Here is a 17,162-nt window from a genome sequence, read left to right as displayed (position 1 = left end):
GCGGGGACAGGGGCGTGTCCCCAATAGGGCAGCGCGGCGAAAATGCCGCGTGCTAGCGTCCCAAAGGCAACGGTCGGGCGCCGGGACGCGTCCTTCCGAATACGGATGAGGCCGTGCAGTACATGGACGGTTCGGCAGGCCCGGGCGAGGACGGGGAGAGTCGCAGTGACCACCGCTGAGCCGACACGGGCCGAGGCCGGTCCGCCCGCCGGGAGCAGCCCGGTCCGGATCCCGGCCCAGGCCACCGGTGGCGGCGACGGTGCCGACAGCTCGATACGGAGCCGTCTCCTGCGCCACCCGGTCCTGCTGACCACCGCGGTCGCAGCGGCCGTACACCTCCTCTGGTTCTTCTTCTTCGCGAACAGCGGCGGTGACATCGCCGCCCAGGACGCCTGGTCCGAGTTCGTGGGCCGCCACCCCGGTACGGCGTACAACCTCGCTTGGTACGGGGGCATGCACCCGGTCTCGTACAGCGTGGTGTCGCCCTACCTGATGTCGGTGCTCGGTGTCCGGTCGACGATGATGGTCGCCGGCACGGTGTCCTCGGCGCTCACCGCCCTGATCCTGGTGCGGGTCCCCGCGGTCCGTAACCCCGTGGCGTGCGCGCTCGCCGGGGTCTTCGCGTACCTGTGCAACGCCCTGTCCGGCCGGGTGACGTTCGGGCTCGGCATGATGTTCGCGCTCGGTGCCGTCGCCGCCGTCTTCTGCTGGCCCCACCGCTGGCGCTACAAGCGGTGGGCGAAGGCCGGAATCGCCGCGCCGCTGGCCGGGCTCGCCACGGCGGGCAGCCCGGTCGCCGGGCTCTTCCTCGGGGTGGTCGCCGCGGCGCTCTTCCTGAACAAACGGCGCCCCGGGGCGTACGCGCTGGGTCTGGCCCCCGTCGCGGTGGTGGTCCTGTCCTCGTGGCTGTTCCCGTTCTCGGGCACTCAGCCGATGGCCCTGGGCACCCTGTCGCTGCCGTTCCTGTACTCGGTCTTCGTCTTCTTCCTGGTGCCCCGCGACTGGCGCACCGTGCGGACGGCCGCCGCGGTCTACGGCGCCGGGACGCTGCTGACCTATGTGGTCGACTCGCAGATCGGCTCGAACGTCTCGCGCATGGCGATGCTGTTCGCCGGTGTCGTCCTGCTCGCGGCACTCCCGTACACGGCTCCGCGCACCCGGCGCTGGTACGCGCTGCTCGTCGTCTTCGCGGGGCTGAACTTCTGGATCGGTTTCAAGGGCGTCGACGACATCGTGCGCACCGCCCCCGACGCGTCCTGGAACCGTTCACTGGCCCCGCTGGTCAACCAGCTCCAGAGGGTGGGGGCGGAGCGGGGCAGGGTCGAGGTCGTACCCCCCAGCAGCCACCGTGAGGCCTCGGCGCTCGTGCCGTACGTGAATCTGGCGCGCGGCTGGAACCGGCAGGCCGACATGAAGCGCAATCCTCTCTTCTACGACGACACCCTGAACGCCGTGAACTACCGCGAGTGGCTGGACCGCTGGGCCGTGCACTACGTGGTGCTGCCCACCGGGAAGCCGGACTCGGGGGCCGAGCAGGAGACCGCGCTCGTCGAGAAGGGACTGCCCTATCTGAAGGCGGTCTGGCGCGACGCCAACTGGAAGCTGTTCCGGGTCGTCGACCCGGTGCCGCTCGCCGATCCGCCCGCGACGGTGGAGCGGGCCGGCGACGACAGGCTGACGATCCGCGTGCAGTCGGCGGGCCGGGTCCTGATCCGGATCCCGTACTCCCGGTGGCTGGCCGTCGTCGACGAGGACGGCAAGGGAGTGGAGCGGCCGCAGGAGACGGAGGCGTCCAAGAAGCGTTCGGAGGAGGACGGGAACGCTCCGAAGGAGTTCACCAACGATCACGGCTGCCTGATCAAGGTGGAGGAGGACGCGGACGGCGACGAGTGGACCGAGCTCCTCGCACCGCGCCCGGGGGTCTACCGCCTGGCGGGGCCGTACCAGTTCCAGCCGGGCACGCCCTGTCCCGAGGAACTGCGCCAATAAGTGCGGGAACTCTCCCTCCGGGCCCGCCGCACTGGCATGGTGTGCTGCCATGAGGTGCCAACATTGCGGCGGCGAACACATCGGTCCGCTGCCGGGCATGGTCTGCCCCCGGTGCGGTTCCGTGGCGCGCTCGCCTCGCGGCAGCGGTTCATGGATCGCCCAGGAGACCCTGACGGGCCGGTTCTCCACGCTGCCCCGGCGACGGAAGGCGCTGCTCGTGGCGGGAGTCGTCGTCGCCGCGGGCAGTCTGGCGACCGCCGTGTCGCTGATCGCCACGGGTGCCGGAGGGGCGCGCCCGGAGACGGCCGGCCGGGCCGGCGCCGTGCCGGCACCGATCGGCGGCGGGGCCCCGACCCGGATCGGGCCGATCGGGCCCGGGGACGGCGTACCGGAGCCCTCTGCCGATACGGGCCGCTACCGCTACACGGAGTGGGCCGGGCCCGGCTGCACCACGGGCGGCTACGTGGAGCGCGGGCGCTTCGAGAACGGCGACGCGGGCTGGTACACCGTCGACTCGGGCGGCTTCGCGGGCGGTCCGTGCGACGGCCGGTTCAGTGCCGTCCCGATGTCGGGGAGCCCGGGCCAGGACCGGGGGAGCAGCGCCGTCTGGTCCTGGCACCTCGGTGACGGCTTCCGTGAGTGCGCCCTGACGGTCTTCGTGCCGAGCAGCGTCCGCGACCGGGACGTGGCGGGCGACCCGACCGTCTACCGGGTCCTGTCCGACCCGGACGACACCGACTCGGCCTACACGGGCTTCGCCGTGCACCAGCCCGAGCACCGGGGCACCGCCGTCGACGTACGGAGCTACCCGGTCAAGGGGGACACCTTCGCGGTGCAGATGGTCGACCGGGGCCGGGACTGGGGTGACGCGGAACTGGTGGGCGCGCACCACGCGGCGGCCCAGGTGAAGGCCTCCTGCCGCTGACGCGGTTCACCGGACGAACGGGCTGTCCCGTTCCGCCAGGTGTGCGGCAGGGCCGGCGGCCCGGAGCACCACCTCCAGTGCGCGGTCCGGGTCGGAGGCGTAACAGCCACTGGCCCAGGCGGCGTTGGCCTCGATGACCGCCCACTGGCCGCTGTCGGTGACTCCGACGTCGACGACGATCGCGGACGGCAGGGTGTGCCCCGCCGCGGCGAGCAGTTCCGTGCCGAACGCGTGGGCCGCGGCGGACAGCGGCGCCAGGTGCAGCCGCCCCGAGACGGCGTAGCGGCTGCCGGTGTGAACCTGCCCGTCGAGCAGATACAGCCGGTACTCCGCGTCGAACACGACGACATCGCTCACCAGCACCACCGTCTCCGGATCGACCGCGTCCGGCCCCGGCAGACGGGATCCGTCCGCGTAGACCAGAGCCGGGATGCCCTTGTCGTTCGGCGACTTGACGAAGACCGGGCGGCGCAGCCCGTACGCCTCGTGGATGGGCACGGCACGGATCTCGCGCCGGACGAACTCGGCGGGCAGCCGGGCCAGCCAGTCGGCGGGAGCCTCGAGCGGTGTGACACCCAGCGCGGGGGCCACGGCGTCGGCGAAGGAAGGACCGGCGTGCAGATACGCGCTCCCGCCGCGCAGCCCCTCGGGCACCTCGTGGTCCGGCAGTCGCACGGTGTGCAGCCCCCGTCGCCGGGCGCTGTCGCGGAGGGTCCGGGCGGACGCGGTGAGACGGGGCGGGAGTACGAGGGTCATGGGCAGGGATCCTGCCGCAGCGGGGGAGGTGCGGCCCACCGGATTTCGCTCGACAGCCCCCGCCCGGTTCGGCTTGCATGGGCCGGATGCACGCCGATGAGACCAAGACCGACGCAGCGCTCGTACGGCGCCTGCTCGCCGCGCAGTTCCCCGCGTGGGCGGATCTCCCCGTCGAGCCGGTCGGCTCCCACGGCACGGTCAACGCCATCTACCGGCTGGGCACTGATCTGGCCGTACGGCTGCCCCGTATCGAAGGCGGTTCGAAGGACGTGGCGACCGAGAGCCGCTGGCTGCCCCGCCTCGCCCCGCACCTCCCCTTCGCCGTCCCCACACCCCTGGCCGAGGGTGTGCCTGCCGAGGGCTATCCCTGGTCCTGGTCGGTCTGCCGCTGGCTCGACGGCACCAACCCGGCCCCCGGTGCGGGCAGTTCCGAATTCGCAGCCGACATCGCGGAGTTCGTCCTCGCGCTGCGCCGCGTGGAGACGACCGAGGGCCCGCCGGCCTACCGCAGCGAACCGCTGGCCTCACGGGACACGGCCACCCGGGCCGCCCTGGACGCGCTGCACGGCGTCATCGACACCGGGGCGGCGGCCACCGCGTGGACGGACGCCCTGCGGGCCCCCGCACCGCAGGGTCCGGCCGTATGGGTCCACGGGGACCTCCAGCCGGGCAACGTCCTGGTCTCGGGCGGCGGGCTGAGCGCGGTCATCGACTTCGGCTGCATGGGCCTGGCCGACCCCGCGGTCGACCTCATCGCCGGCTGGTACCTGCTGCGGGCCGGGGCGAGGCGCACCTTCCGTACGCGGGTGGGGGCGGACGCGGCGACGTGGGCACGGGGGCGGGGCTGGGCCCTGTCGATCGCGCTCATGGAGCTTTCGTACTACCGGACGTCGAACCCGGTGATGGCGGGGACGGCCCGGCAGGTGATCGGCGAGATCCTGGAGGAGACGGGGCCCGCGCCCTCGTAACGCCCGGGTACGAGGCCCGTATGGCATGTGAAGTGCCGACATGCGGGATGTGGCGTCAGGCCGGGGTGCTCTTGCGGGTGCCGGGCTCTCACCGGCCCAGGCTCGCGGCCTTGACGGCGCGTCGGGCGAAGACCTCCTCACGGTGGTCCTCCATCTGCCGCAGTGCGTCCTTGCGGTCCCGCCTGGAGAGCCGGTCGAGATACGTGTGGCCGGAAAGGTGATCGGTCTCGTGTTGAAGACACCGGGCGAAGTAGCCCGTTCCTTCGATGACGAGGGTGTTGCCGTCCTTGTCGAGCCCGCGGACGACGGCACGATCGGTGCGGGGGACGGCCATGCCCGCACCGGGGACGGACAGGCAGCCTTCGAAGTCGTCGACGAGCCGGCGGCTTCCCGGATCGGGCAGGTCCAGGACCGGGTTGATGATGTGGCCGACATGCCGGACCCCGTGGTCGTCCGGGCAGTCGTACACGAAGAGCCGCAGGTCGACGTCCACCTGGTTGGCAGCCAGGCCGGCGCCGTCGGCCACGTACATCGTCAGGAACATGTCGTCGATCAGCGCCGACAGCTCGGGGGAGCCGAAATCGGTCACCACCTGGCAGGAACGGTTCAGGATCTCCTCACCCACCACCGTGATCCGGCGTACCGAACCCCGTTCCGCCTCTGGCTGCAGAACCGGATACGAGTCGACCGGGTGGCCTTGCAGACGGACACGCCGGTCGGCGGAACGGGACTCCTCGTGACGAACAGACATGGCTGTCTCCCCTCAGGTGCACGTACGAACGCCGGTTGCCAAGCGCTTTGCAAAGTAGCAGAATTTGCAAAGTGACCGAAGATGATGTCAGCACACCAAGCGCCCGGGCGAGCAGCGGCGGCGAAGAGCTGCGCGAGCACGAGGTCCGTACCCGCCTGCTGGGCCTGCTCGCCGAGGTGGGTGCCGTCACGGCGACCGAAGCCGCCTCTCGTCTGGGCTACAGCTCCGGTCTCTGTTCGTTCCACCTGCGGCAGCTCGCACGCCACGGACATATCGAAGAAGCCCCCCGCAGCGGAGGTCGCGCCCGCCCCTGGAGGCTGAAGCAGGACACCCCCACGGCCGAGGGGCCCGCGGGAGACCGGTTCGGCGACTTGGCCCGGGGGCTGGAGGACGAGAGCTGGCAACGATGGCTGACCCGACGGGACGAGGCGCCGGCCGAGTGGAGGCACGACGAGGCCTTCAGCGCTGTCGCCTATCTGACACCTGAGGAGATGAGCCGGGTCGCGGACGCGATCCAACAGACACTCGCGCCCTACCGGGCCCGCGAACAGCGCCCCCTGGCCCGGCCGGACGGTGCTCGACCGGTGGCCCTCATCACCCGGCTGTTCCCCTTGCTCCCCCACCCGACGGACGACGCGGACCAGGGCTGAAAAGCCGCATCCGGCGCACCGGACCCCTCCGTGCCGTGCCCGCCCCGGCGGGGGCACCGAACTGGTGCGTGCACGGGCCCGCCGTGCTGTACTGGCGACGTGGAGCGAAAGCACGCACTGACATCGGTCACCCATCTGAGGCGGTCCGGCGGGGCGGCTTCGGACAGTGTGAGTGACCGGCGGGCCGAGCGGGTGCGCACCCGGGTCCGGCTCATGATCGAGATCACCGCGCAGGCAGGGGCCTACCGGAAAGGGCTGGTCGCGGCAGCTCGCCGCCTCGGCCCGGAGGAAGCGGCGGTCCTCTCGGATCTGGAGCGCCACGGACTGCAGGTGCCCCAGTTGCACGACGTGCTGTGCGGCGGCCATGTGCTGGTGGACGAGCCGCAGCTGTACGAGGACTGGCGGTTCGCCGAGGTGAGTCACGAGCGCCTGTCCAGCCACCACCGTGACATCGACAAGGCGCTCTATCCCGACATCGGGATGCGCGGGGCCGTGGTGCGGGAGAAGCTGCACGGGCGCACCGCCCAGGGCACCTGGGTGCAGCTGGAGAAGACACCGGCCGCTTTCGGCGGGCGGAAGCTGCCCAGCGTGAGCGACCTCCGCCACCTCATGGACTATGTCGTCTACCGGATCACGCGCAGCAATGTCGGGCCCTGGGGGCTGTCCCGGATGACCGAACGGCGGCCGCTTTACCTGGCGCCGTTCCTTGCCGTGCCGACGTCCCTGAAGCCTCCGGTCGCGCGGGTGCTGACCCAGGCGCTGCGCCGGATCGAGGAGAGCGACGACGCCACCGCCGTCTCCACGGACCTGGCGGCTCGGTTCCCGCCCCCGGACCGGGAGGACCTGGCCGGCGAGCTGGGACAGTCGCTGTCCGGCAGGGCGGGCCGTGGGCTGTTCGGCAATTCCGAGGTGTGGGTGACCGAGACCCTCTCACGCAGCGCCGCCGCGGTGCTCCGTGAGAGTCGCGTACCGCCTGCGGTCCCACTGTTGCAGCCGGGAGGGTTGTCATGAGTGACGACGACCAGCGCGAGGTCCCCGCTGCGGAACCGTCGGACGCGGGTGCGGCGTCCGCCCCGCCGGGGCTGGTGTCGGCCGTGGTGAACCTGGTCGACACAGGTCCGGTGCTGCTCGGTGCGTACACCGTCGCGGAGCTCACCGCCGTGGACGCGATCGTGGACTTCCTGGAGGCCAGGCCGTCGGACGAGGTGATCGCCGAGGCCGTCCGCTCGCTGGCGGCCCGGCAGCTGCTGCTGGCGGGTGACACGGGCGAGCAGGTCCAGGTGCAGGGAGACCTGGGCATCGCCGTGGCGTTCCAGCAAAGGGCCCGCAAGGTGCTCGACGCCCGCACGACCGGGTCGGGTCCGGGTGAGCCGTGGCGGATCCTGTTGCTCCCCCAACCCGAGCGGATCTGCCTCATGGTCCGCATCGACGCGCTCGGCGTCCACCAGTTGGGGTTGTACAAGCTCAAGGAAGCCCTGGACACGCTCACCGAGTGGCTGCCGCGAGGCTCGTCGGCGGATCCCGATAAGGCAGTGGACACCGAGGCCGTGCTCGCCGCCTCGGAGCGCTCCGCGCTGATCACCGTCACCGACTACACGGCGCAGGGATCGGCCGAGACCGCGGGCAGCAGCAGGGATCTGGTGCTGGCCCGCAGTGGCGGACGGCTGCATGCCCTTGTCCGGAGCCCCGGCGACCGGGAGAAGCTGGTGCCGGACCCCGAGGGGGGCAAGGACAACGTCCGTGAACGGCTCGTCGGTCTGCTCGCGTGAACGGCTCATGAGCGGTGAGGAGTTCGGGGCGTACGGTCGTCGGCCGACCGTCCACCCTCACCGTTCACCTGGCTGCCGGCAGATTTACGGGGGCGCATCCGGAAGCCGCTGATGAGCATCGCGAGCACGACCGCGGCGAGCGGCACCCGCAGAGCCGCCCGGTAGCCGTCGAGCACCGCGATGCGGCTTGGTGCGGCGGGCCGGGGACGACATCGGTGCCATGGGACGACGCGCTCGGCCGGCAGACGGCCGCTCCGTCCCGGTGTTCGCGGTGGACGACTTCGGATGGCGGTGCGAAGTCTTGACGGGTGTCCGGACCCCTCGTACTGTCGCGCCTGGCCAGAATTGAAACGACTCAATGAAACGAATCATCCCCCGGCGTAAGAAGGTTGTCGATGAAGACACGGAGATGGGCTGTCGCGCTGCTGACGGGGGTGCTGGCCGTCGGCATGGGAGTGGATGCGCAGGCAGCCCAGTCCGGTCCGGCGGGGCAGGGAGCGAGAGGCACGCAACTGGAGCGGCTGGACCGGGGACTGGTCGCCGTGTCCAGCGCCGAGGGAGTGTTCCTGAGCTGGCGGCTCCTCGGCCCGGAGGCCACCGGGCACACCGACACCGGCCTGGCCGGCGCCGACTTCCGGGTCTACCGTGACGGCAGGCCGATAGCCACCGTCACGGAGAGCACCAACTACCTGGACCGGCAAGGCGCTTCCGACGCCGAGTACCGCGTCGCCGCCATCGTCGACGGCCGGGAGGCCCGGCGCAGTGACCCGGTCTCGCCGTGGGCCGACGGGTTCTACGACCTGCCGCTGCGCAAGCCCGCCGGCGGCGTCACACCCGCGGGCGAGGCCTACACCTACTCCGCCAACGACATGAGCGTCGGCGATGTGGACGGCGACGGCCAGTACGAGTACGTCGTCAAGTGGGACCCGTCCAACGCCAAGGACGTCTCCCAGGTCGGGTACACCGGCCGTACCTACATCGACACCTACCGGCTCGACGGCACGCTGCTGAACCGTATCGACCTGGGTCCCAACATCAGGGCGGGCGCCCATTACACCCAGTTCCTGGTCTACGACTTCGACGGCGACGGCCGCTCGGAGATGATGTTCAAGACCGCCCCCGGCACCAGGAGCATCCGCTACCGCGCGGACGGCAGCGTCGCCTCCGAGCGGTACATCACCATGCCCCGCGCCGACCTCCGGGCCGGGTACGCGAACACCGACGACTATCGCCTGAGCGCGGCCGGTTACTACGACCACCTGGTCGAGATGTTCCGCCACTGGCACGAGCACCCCGAAGTCGCCGCCGGTAACTGGCCCGCGACCCTGGAGTCGGCGTTCGGCATCGAGGACCGTTACGCCTACCCGCTCTCCCAGGCGGACGCCGAGGCACTGGCGGACCACTTCATCGATGTCTACGCGCCCAGCCGCAGCACCAGGAACAATCTGCGCGCCTTCGAGGGGTTCATCCTCGACGGGCCCGAATACCTGACCGTCTTCGACGGCGCCTCAGGCCGCGAGCTGGACACCGTCCGCTACGAGCCCGGCCGGCACGACGACGGGCTGATGTGGGGCGACTACGCCATGAGCCGGATCGAGCCGGGCAACCGGGTCGACCGCTTCCTGTCCGGAGTCGCCTACCTCGACGGCCGACACCCCTCCGCGGTGTTCGCCCGCGGCTACTACACCCGCACCACCATGGCCGCCTACCGGTGGGACGGTCGAAGCCTGCGCAAGGACTGGGACGTGGACAGCGGCTTCACTCCGATGTCCAACCCGTTCAACGATTCCCCGCACGGTGTCGAGGGCACCGATCCGGAGTTCGGCACCCTCACCACCCAGGGCTTCCACTCGCTCAGCGCCGCCGACGTGGACGGCGACGGCCGCCAGGAGATCGTCTACGGCTCTGCCACCGTCGACGACGACGGCACTCTGCTCTACAGCTCCTCCGACGCCATGCCGCCCCAGAGCCCGGCCCCCGGCCAGGACGCACGCCTCGGCCACGGCGACGCCATGCACGTGACCGACATCGACCCCGACCGCCCCGGCATGGAGATCTACACCGTGCACGAGGGTGGCACCTCGGCGCCCTACGGCTACGCGCTGCGTGACGCCGCGACAGGCGAGGTGCTGTACGGCGCGTACAGCGGACGGGACACCGGGCGCGGCATGGTCGGCGATGTGGACCCGAGTCACCCGGGCCTCGAGACCTGGGCCTCGATGCCGGACGGCTCGGACGGCTCCGGGCTGTGGACCGCGGCCGGCGAACCGGTCGGAACGGCCACCCCCGGCACCAACATGAGCATCAGGTGGGCGGGCGACCTGACCACCCAGCTGGTCGACGGCTCGGGCGAGACCACGCCCACGGTGAACGACTGGCGGCGCGGCACCCTGCTGACCGCCACGGCCACCAGGACCAACAACGGCACCAAGGGCAACCCCTCGCTGGTGGCCGACGTCTTCGGCGACTGGCGCGAGGAGATGCTGGTGCGCACGGCGGACAGCTCGGCGATCCGCATGTTCCTCAGCACCGAGGTCACCGGGCACAAGATGTACACGCTGATGCACGACGCCCAGTACCGCGCCGAGGTGGCGCGGCAGCAGACCGCGTACAACCAACCGGCGTACCCGGGCTTCTACCTGGCCTCGGACACCGACTGGTCCGAGGTCCCGCTGCCGGGCCGCCGCCGCTGAACCAGCGTTACGGCGGCTCCGTGCCGCTCGAAGCACGGAGGGTCGCGCGTCATCACATTCGTGGCCGCTGCCGCACCTGGCGGCAAAGGGCCCCGGACCATGATCGGTCCGGGGCCTTTCGCCTGTGCCTTCGGCAGGATTCGAACCTGCGATTCGCGCTTCAGGAGCGCGATCAACCTGGAGCTACTGCCCGCGGTGAAGAGTGCGGTGGCGTTGCGGACTGCTGGGGACCGTGGACATACGCCGTCGCTGATGTCAGCTGTGGATGTCAGGCAGCCCGAGGCACGATGCTCACCGCGCGGTAGTCGTACCCGTCCTGCTTGAAGCCAGGGGCTTCCCATGCGAGTTCGACCTGCTCGCCGGCCGACAGCGTGCGGAAGCCGGTCGCCTGGATCTCGGCGTAGTGGCCGAAGCAGCCGCCGGGGGTCTCGGGTGAGTCAAGAACACCCCACCCTTCCTCGTCGTTCCACTCGCGGACAGTCGCAGTCACCATGGAAGAAGGCCTACGGCTTCCACCGGTACGGACGCGTCTGACACCTGAGCTTGGGAATCACCGGGTCCTGTTGCCTGCATTGGATGACTGACCTGCGGAGATGCGTGCCAGGGAGAACCCTGGGGCTCACCGTGGCACCCGTGATCGACCGTGGTTACCCGTGGCACGGACGTGATCATGCGAAAGGGCCAGTTCGAGAGGATCAAGCCTCCGAACTGGCCCTTGGTGCTGTGCCCCCGGCAGGATTCGAACCTGCGACACCCGCTTTAGGAGTGGGATCGAATCTGTGATCGGGAGTGATCATCCATGCCGGGTGGTGCTGTCCGTGCAGGTCAGCGCCACCTGGTCTTACGCCCACCCCTGCTCCCTGACACCGTATGCCGCTCCGTCCGCGCACGCATCGCGCACGCATTCGGTCGTGTGACCAGCCGTTCTCCAGCCCGAGAGGGCGCCCCTACCGTCGCGTGGCAGTTGACTGAAGGCGGGACTACCTCCTATCGCCGTACCCATCTGCGATGTCAGTGGTGCGCCATATGATGCAGAGATGGTGGGGCGCGACGGAGCGGAACAGGTGGCCAGCCCGTACTCGACTGGTGGCGGTGGCACGGTCTTGGAGCACCGTTTCGGTGCTGTCCTACTGGCTCACCTTCTCCTGAGCGATCCAGTACCGGCTTTGGGCGACGAAGTGACGCCGGTGGAAGTGCGCTTCCAGGACAGTCATTTCAGTGCCGTAGACGACCTGATCGTCGTCGGCAACACAGCCGACGGAGCGCAGCGGCGGTTGTCGATCGGAGTGCGTAGGGCCCCGAGCTTCGTAACCAGCGACGATTCCACAGCGGACCTACTTGTGTCCTACCTGCGGGTTGTTACCGACCATTGGGACGAGGCCAGTACGGGAGGCTGGCGCCTGGCAGTTGCAGTGGCCAGTCCCAATCCGGCCGTACAACAGGTGCGTGAGCTGGCTGTGATCGCTCATGGGCAGCCCGATGAGGAGTCGTTCCGCGCAGCCGTAGAACAGGCGGGACGTACGAGCAACGCTGTTCGCACGCGATTGACTCATCTGGATGCGTTGATCGCTAAGGCGGCTGCCAGCCCGAAGGTACGTACCGAGACACCTGACGCGGAGCTGACCTGGCGAGTCCTGCACGTGCTCTGGTTGTGGGAGCTGAGGCTGGAGGGAGTCGACGAGTCCGACCGCACAGCGGTCGTGGGGCGTCTGCGGGGTATCGCTCCCGACTCCTCCGCAGAGGGTGCCGACGCACTGTTCGAAGCGCTGGGCCGGCTCTCTCAGGGGTACGCCCCGGCAGCGGCCACTGTCACCGAGAGCATGCTGCGAAGGCAGCTTTCCGGGGCTGCGGCTCTTGACCGCTCCCCGTCCCACCCCGCAGCGTGGCGTGTCCTCGACGCCTTGTCGGAGACGGCTGAGAATCTCGTACGGTTCCGGTTGACCGGCGCTGGCGAGAACCTTGAGTTGGAGCGCGTCGAGGCCGGAAGCGCCCTGGCTGCCGAAGCAAGAGCGGTTGCATCGCAGGCGACCGCACTGATCGTTCACGGTGAGCCTGATGCTGGCAAGTCGGCTCTGGCCTTGCGTACCGCCGGCCAGCTGCGAGCCGACGGGGTCGCAGTCACAGTGCTGAACCTGCGAGAGATTCCCGCGACCCTGGTGGAATTCGAGACGCTGCTCGGTGCCCGCCTCGCAGTGGTGCTCGGTGCCTCAGCGGTCGGTACGGGGCGCCTTCTGGTCGTTGATGGCGCAGAGTCGGTGTTGGAAGGCCGTGCCCGGTTGCTCTCTGACCTTGCGCGGGCGGCCATGACTGCCGGGCTTGGCGTGGTGGCGGTAACCCGCACGGATGGTTCCGGAGCCGCACGTGATGTCCTCATGCAGGCAGCGGAAAGTGTGGAGCGGCACGGCGAGGTCATCGAGAACCTCGTTCGTGAGCATGAGGTCCCTCGGCTGACCTCGGTTGAGATCACGCAGTTGGTTGAGGTCTTTCCGCAACTGCAGCGGTGGGCCAGTGACGATCGGGCGCAGTGGTTGCTGGGCAGGCCAGGTCTGGTTGACATGTTGCTGCGTGCAGGTCCGAGTGTGGCGGCCCCTCAAGGAGTGGCGTCGGAGGCCGACCTGTTCGCTGCCGTCTGGGGGCTCTTGGTGCGCCGCGGAGAGATGGTGGTGGCAGGAGGGCCCTCCCCTGACGCTCGTGATCAATCTCTTCGTGCACTGGCCAGGCGTCAGCTGCTTCCGCACGAGAACTCTGCGCCACCTGATTCAGCCGCGTTGCCTTCCCTGCGTTCCGACGGTTTGCTGGCGCCGCTGAACGCGACCAGTGCCTGGAACCCGTCCGATCGATTTGCCAGCGATCTCGTGCGAGACATGGCAATGGTGCGGCTGCTCGTCACGGAAGGCTTCGATCTCCTCTCAGCTGCCGATGCGCCGCGCTGGGCGCTACGTGCCGCACGTGTCGCATGCCAGGCCCAGCTACTCACTACTGCTGACGTCAGGCGGTCACTTGCACACCTGCGTGCCGTCTTTGATCAGATCGCGGTTGACCACGGCGAGCGGTGGTCGGATGTGCCGTGGGAAGCAGTGCTCACCCTCGGTACAGCCGGCGAGGTCCTCGGCCGGGCATGGCCCGAGTTGCAGAAGGACAGGCAAGCCGGATTGCGTACAACGGTTCGGTTGGCCATGCAGCGCTACGCGTCCCATGACGTCGGCGACCCGGTGGTGCTTGCGCCGCTGGTCGAGTTGACCTTCTGCCGCGAACACGATGCCGACTCCGATGACAGCTCCCGGGCTACCTATGACATGAGTCGCGCCATCCGCGAACTGGTGCTGGCCTGGCTGCGCGGACTGGTGAGAGCTGAGGGGGGTGCATCCATCCCAATTCGGCAGACGGTGAGGGACCGCATCCTCGCAGCCGAGCCAGAGCATTGGGACGAATTTGCTGTGGAAGCATTGGCGCTGCTTGGACCAGATCTCGATGGACGGGCCGAGGCGTTCCTCAGGGGAATTGCTGCCGACGGTGGTGCACGTCTCGACCCTGTCGTGGAGAATTTCTGGCCTGTGACGGGCATGGCTAGGCATCAGCCGGATCTACTTTTGGTCTTTGCTGAGTCCTATTACATCGAACGATACGACTCCGAGGCGGCTAAATACGGCGGGTTTCGTTCGTACCCGTTTGATGATGGCATCCGGCACCACCGTGCTCATGGAGGCATCACTGAACGGATGGCAGGTTGGTACCACGGCCCTTTCTGGCAGCTGCTGAAGGCCCGCACCGTGCCCACGCTGGCGTTGATCAATCGGATGCTCGACCACGCGGCGGCCATCCGGGTCGGAGACCGCGATAGCCACGTTCAGATTCCCGAAGGTGAGCTGACCGGCGTGGATCTGGATTTGCCGGGGGTCGGTGTCAGACACTGCGTCGGGGACGAACACGTATGGGCCTGGTATCGAGGGTCGTCAGTCGGCCCGTACCCGTGTATGAGTGCGCTGCTCGCGGTTGAGCGCCTCGCGGACCAGCTTGTGGCCATCGCTGATATCTCGATGGCTCGGGTTATGCAGTTGCTGTTGCGTGACTGCAACAACCTGGCCATGCCTGGCCTCGTGGTCGGGTTCCTTGTGCGGCATCTGGAGCAGGCGGGTGATCTGCTGGATCCTTGGATGCGGGACCCAGACGTATGGCATCTGGAATTCGCGCGAGTCGCTGGTGAAGGAGTGCTGTACGTACAAGGCCCGGACGAACCTGACCTTGTGGGACGCTCTCGCCGTCGAAGCAATCTGCGTGACGTCGCCGCCGAACTCACCATCCGAGCGACCCTCTCCGGTGATCAGAACAGGCTGAACGAGCTCGCGGCCACAGGCGAGGAACTCATCCGTCGTGCCGAGGAACTAGTCGCTGACTCCCAGGGCGGTGCGGATGTTGATCGGATGCTCACCTCAGTACGGGGATGGGCGGCGACGTTCAGTCCGGAGAATTTTCATCCGGAAACAGATGAGTCTGGCAACTTGATCGTGCAGTATCAGCACCCCGAGCCGCTGGCGACTCGCATGCAGCCCGAAGCTGAGATGTTCGACCGTGCCGGCCAGGCGTTGCGCTTGCAGAACACCTACGCCAGATCCGCCGATCGCGTTGCCCCGGTTGACACTCTTCTGGCTGACATCGCCTTGGCGCGATCCCTGGGCGACGACCCACCCAGTCCTGCTCTCAACCGCCTTGAGCCGATTGCTGCCGTCGCTGCTGCCGCAGCCGTCGCACACGCCCGCGGACGGATCCAGGTGCCGGTTGACGACTTGCGTTGGGCGACGGATGTCCTGATCGAGGCGATCGCCGAACCGAGTCGGGCTGAGTACATCTCTTCTTCCTTCTACTCGGTGGGTGCTGATCGATCTGCGGCGACTGGACTGCCGGCACTCTTGGCCGTGGCATCTGATGACGTCGACCTCGATCGTCAGGCAATCATCGGCGCCTTGGACCGCTGCACCACGAACCACTTCGACGAGGTACGCATTGCGTTTGCCCTGGCTGTCGAACGGGTCTGGGGTGCCCCGTGCGACGCTGACCAGCAGTCGAGCCCGTGCCGCCACCAAGTAGCGCTCAACGTCGTGCGGGCGGGTCTAGAGGACTGCCGCTTGGGAGACTGGGACCCAGTAGTTGGTTCACGCGGCCGTCCCCGGCTCGACGGTCCCTACGAGCAGACGTTGCCCGAGGTCGAGACGGAGCGGCTCTATCTGACGTCACTGATTCCGCCACTTATTGCTGCCGGTTCAGCGTCCCTCAGCAACAGCTGTGTGGCAGATCAGGCGAACGGACTCGCTGAAGTCCTGCTTGACGCCCACGCCCGCGCCGCCGACCACTGGGCGAGGGAAGGGTACGAGAACCGACGCAGTAAGCAGGGTGCTCGTGTCATCGTTGACCTGGCGATCAAGGGCAACACCAAGCCGCTCATGGCGCACGCGCAGTGTTTCGCTGCCAACAGTCGGGCCTTGCACGGTTTCCTCCATGACCTCGCCGTGCTTTTCACCTACGAGGATGACCTACGCCCGTCCCTTCTGGACGTTTGGTCTGTCGTCATGGGGGCCGCCCTCGACGCCATCGGTGACGGCATCGAACTACGCACCGACCGCCACTGGGGCGATTACGCACTGGGGGCGCTTCTGCCCGCTCCCGAGATCGACATGAGCGACACCGAAATCGACGCGACCCTAGCTCGCGCTCGAGAAGGCTGGATACACCCCGACAGCCTCGCTGGCCTCGTAGATCGCTGGACAAGGATTGCTGGGCAGGAACCCAAGGCCCTCGACGCACTTGCGAAACTCGGCAAATGTGCTCCGCTGGCGTGGCAGCGAGATAAGGGTCTGAACTTGGCGGAGCAATTGATCGATGGCAACTATCGCGTTATCGCAAACAAGTGCTGGTACTTCCTCGACTGGCTCAAGACACTTCACTTGCGAGACGCAATGCCGCCAAATCAGATTGCACGGTGGCGACGCCTCGTCGACGGGTTGGCAGCCGCAGGTGACCACCGGGCAGCCAGCCTGCAGCGAATTGAAGAGTGAACTCAACGTATGGGCGCTACTGAACTTGATTGGGCGATGTCGGGTGATTGCCTGACAGGTCAGGGACGGGTCCGGTAGAAATGTGCGTGTGAACGACTCCACGCCTCGCGAGGACGGCGAGCCCACTTCCTTCGCCAAGGCGAAGAACTGGTGCAAGAAGCACGAGCCGAAGCTCCGCGCCGCAGGAGCCGTGGGTCTGGCCGTGGGTCTGGCCGTGGTCCGCCATCTCGCTGAGAGGCAGGACACCGAGAGGTATGACGCCGAGACGTACGAGGTCGAGAACATCGCGGATTCCGAACCGGACTCCACCGCTGAAACCATGGGCGAGCCTCGGCAGCCCCCCAGCCCTCACGTTCGGAAGCTCCGTGAGGGTTGGAACGCCAGCGATGAAAAGAGGGCGCAGTACAAGGCGGAGACGGGGGACGACCTAGCTCCCGGGACCACTTGGGTCCACCCTTCGCAGGACGAGGACCCCGGCGAAGCCGCAGCCTGAGCACCTTGGCGAAAGACGCCGCGGCCTCTCATTTCTGTGCAGTGTCGGCGGAGCTGCTGCAGAACGGACCTCGGGCGTGACGGCCTCAGCGACTGGGTGGCCTCGATCTCGAAGAGAA

The 17,162-nt window shown here is 68.5% G+C and carries 12 protein-coding genes; 9 read left to right on the top strand and 3 right to left on the bottom strand.

Annotation, left to right across the window (positions count from 1 at the left end):
• Positions 1-165 precede the first annotated feature (165 nt).
• Both OG379_RS17045 and OG379_RS17040 read left to right on the top strand, forming a co-directional pair.
• Positions 166-1,989, top strand: a complete 1,824-nt coding sequence (locus OG379_RS17045; RefSeq protein ID WP_405663679.1) for an MFS transporter — start codon at positions 166-168, stop codon at positions 1,987-1,989.
• A 97-nt stretch (positions 1,990-2,086) separates the two neighbouring features.
• Complete coding sequence (locus OG379_RS17040) at positions 2,087-2,914, top strand: adhesin (RefSeq protein ID WP_405668541.1); 828 nt, start codon at positions 2,087-2,089, stop codon at positions 2,912-2,914.
• A gap of 6 nt (positions 2,915-2,920) precedes the next feature.
• Here the strand turns inward: OG379_RS17040 and OG379_RS17035 are convergent, their stop codons facing one another.
• Positions 2,921-3,670 (bottom strand): ATP-grasp domain-containing protein, encoded by a 750-nt coding sequence (locus OG379_RS17035; RefSeq protein ID WP_405663677.1) that lies wholly within the window; start codon positions 3,668-3,670, stop codon positions 2,921-2,923.
• A gap of 86 nt (positions 3,671-3,756) precedes the next feature.
• On the opposite strand from OG379_RS17035, the gene OG379_RS17030 reads away from it, so the two are divergent.
• Positions 3,757-4,638: an aminoglycoside phosphotransferase family protein gene (locus OG379_RS17030; protein WP_405663675.1), complete on the top strand. Its 882-nt coding sequence runs from the start codon at positions 3,757-3,759 to the stop codon at positions 4,636-4,638.
• Positions 4,639-4,726: 88 nt separating this feature from the next.
• On the opposite strand, the gene def is transcribed toward OG379_RS17030, so the two are convergent.
• Positions 4,727-5,389, bottom strand: a complete 663-nt coding sequence (gene def, locus OG379_RS17025) for a peptide deformylase (RefSeq protein ID WP_405663673.1) — start codon at positions 5,387-5,389, stop codon at positions 4,727-4,729.
• A gap of 71 nt (positions 5,390-5,460) precedes the next feature.
• On the opposite strand from def, the gene OG379_RS17020 reads away from it, so the two are divergent.
• The 4 genes from OG379_RS17020 (at position 5,461) to OG379_RS17005 (ending at position 10,501) form a co-directional block, all read left to right on the top strand.
• A complete protein-coding gene (locus OG379_RS17020) occupies positions 5,461-6,039 on the top strand; it encodes a helix-turn-helix domain-containing protein (protein WP_405663670.1) in 579 nt (192 codons plus the stop codon).
• A gap of 99 nt (positions 6,040-6,138) precedes the next feature.
• Complete coding sequence (locus OG379_RS17015) at positions 6,139-7,050, top strand: hypothetical protein (protein WP_405663668.1); 912 nt, start codon at positions 6,139-6,141, stop codon at positions 7,048-7,050.
• Positions 7,047-7,808 carry a hypothetical protein gene (locus OG379_RS17010; protein WP_405663665.1) on the top strand — a complete coding sequence of 254 codons (762 nt, stop codon included), beginning with the start codon at positions 7,047-7,049 and terminating at the stop codon, positions 7,806-7,808. The genes OG379_RS17015 and OG379_RS17010 overlap by 4 nt, the downstream gene beginning before the upstream one ends.
• A gap of 395 nt (positions 7,809-8,203) precedes the next feature.
• Complete coding sequence (locus OG379_RS17005; RefSeq protein ID WP_405663663.1) at positions 8,204-10,501, top strand: rhamnogalacturonan lyase; 2,298 nt, start codon at positions 8,204-8,206, stop codon at positions 10,499-10,501.
• A 268-nt stretch (positions 10,502-10,769) separates the two neighbouring features.
• On the opposite strand, the gene OG379_RS17000 is transcribed toward OG379_RS17005, so the two are convergent.
• The gene (locus tag OG379_RS17000; protein WP_405663660.1) at positions 10,770-10,994 is read right to left on the bottom strand and encodes a cold shock domain-containing protein; all 225 of its coding nucleotides are present in this window, start codon (positions 10,992-10,994) and stop codon (positions 10,770-10,772) included.
• Positions 10,995-11,538: 544 nt separating this feature from the next.
• Between OG379_RS17000 and OG379_RS16995 the strand changes: the two genes are divergently transcribed.
• Together OG379_RS16995 and OG379_RS16990 are read left to right on the top strand one after the other, a co-directional pair.
• Complete coding sequence (locus tag OG379_RS16995; RefSeq protein ID WP_405663657.1) at positions 11,539-16,551, top strand: hypothetical protein; 5,013 nt, start codon at positions 11,539-11,541, stop codon at positions 16,549-16,551.
• 88 nt (positions 16,552-16,639) lie between these two features.
• Positions 16,640-17,044, top strand: coding sequence for a hypothetical protein (locus OG379_RS16990; RefSeq protein WP_405663656.1), 405 nt, complete (start codon positions 16,640-16,642; stop codon positions 17,042-17,044).
• Positions 17,045-17,162: the final 118 nt, after the last annotated feature.

Source organism: Streptomyces sp. NBC_01166 (genome assembly GCF_045039765.1).
Taxonomy (GTDB): Bacteria; Actinomycetota; Actinomycetes; order Streptomycetales; family Streptomycetaceae; genus Streptomyces.
Note: the sequence above shows the minus strand (reverse complement) of the source record. Positions and strands in the feature narration are given on the sequence as shown.

Bases quoted from the DNA above. Each gene is read 5' to 3' on its own strand.
- OG379_RS17000 (WP_405663660.1), bottom strand. From the start codon at position 10,994: ATGGTGACTGCGACTGTCCGCGAGTGGAACGACGAGGAAGGGTGGGGT.
- OG379_RS17005 (WP_405663663.1), top strand. From the start codon at position 8,204: ATGAAGACACGGAGATGGGCTGTCGCGCTGCTGACGGGGGTGCTGGCC.
- OG379_RS16995 (WP_405663657.1), top strand. From the start codon at position 11,539: ATGGTGGGGCGCGACGGAGCGGAACAGGTGGCCAGCCCGTACTCGACT.
- OG379_RS17030 (WP_405663675.1), top strand. From the start codon at position 3,757: ATGCACGCCGATGAGACCAAGACCGACGCAGCGCTCGTACGGCGCCTG.
- OG379_RS17040 (WP_405668541.1), top strand. From the start codon at position 2,087: ATGGTCTGCCCCCGGTGCGGTTCCGTGGCGCGCTCGCCTCGCGGCAGC.
- OG379_RS17035 (WP_405663677.1), bottom strand. From the start codon at position 3,670: ATGACCCTCGTACTCCCGCCCCGTCTCACCGCGTCCGCCCGGACCCTC.
- OG379_RS17010 (WP_405663665.1), top strand. From the start codon at position 7,047: ATGAGTGACGACGACCAGCGCGAGGTCCCCGCTGCGGAACCGTCGGAC.
- def (WP_405663673.1), bottom strand. From the start codon at position 5,389: ATGTCTGTTCGTCACGAGGAGTCCCGTTCCGCCGACCGGCGTGTCCGT.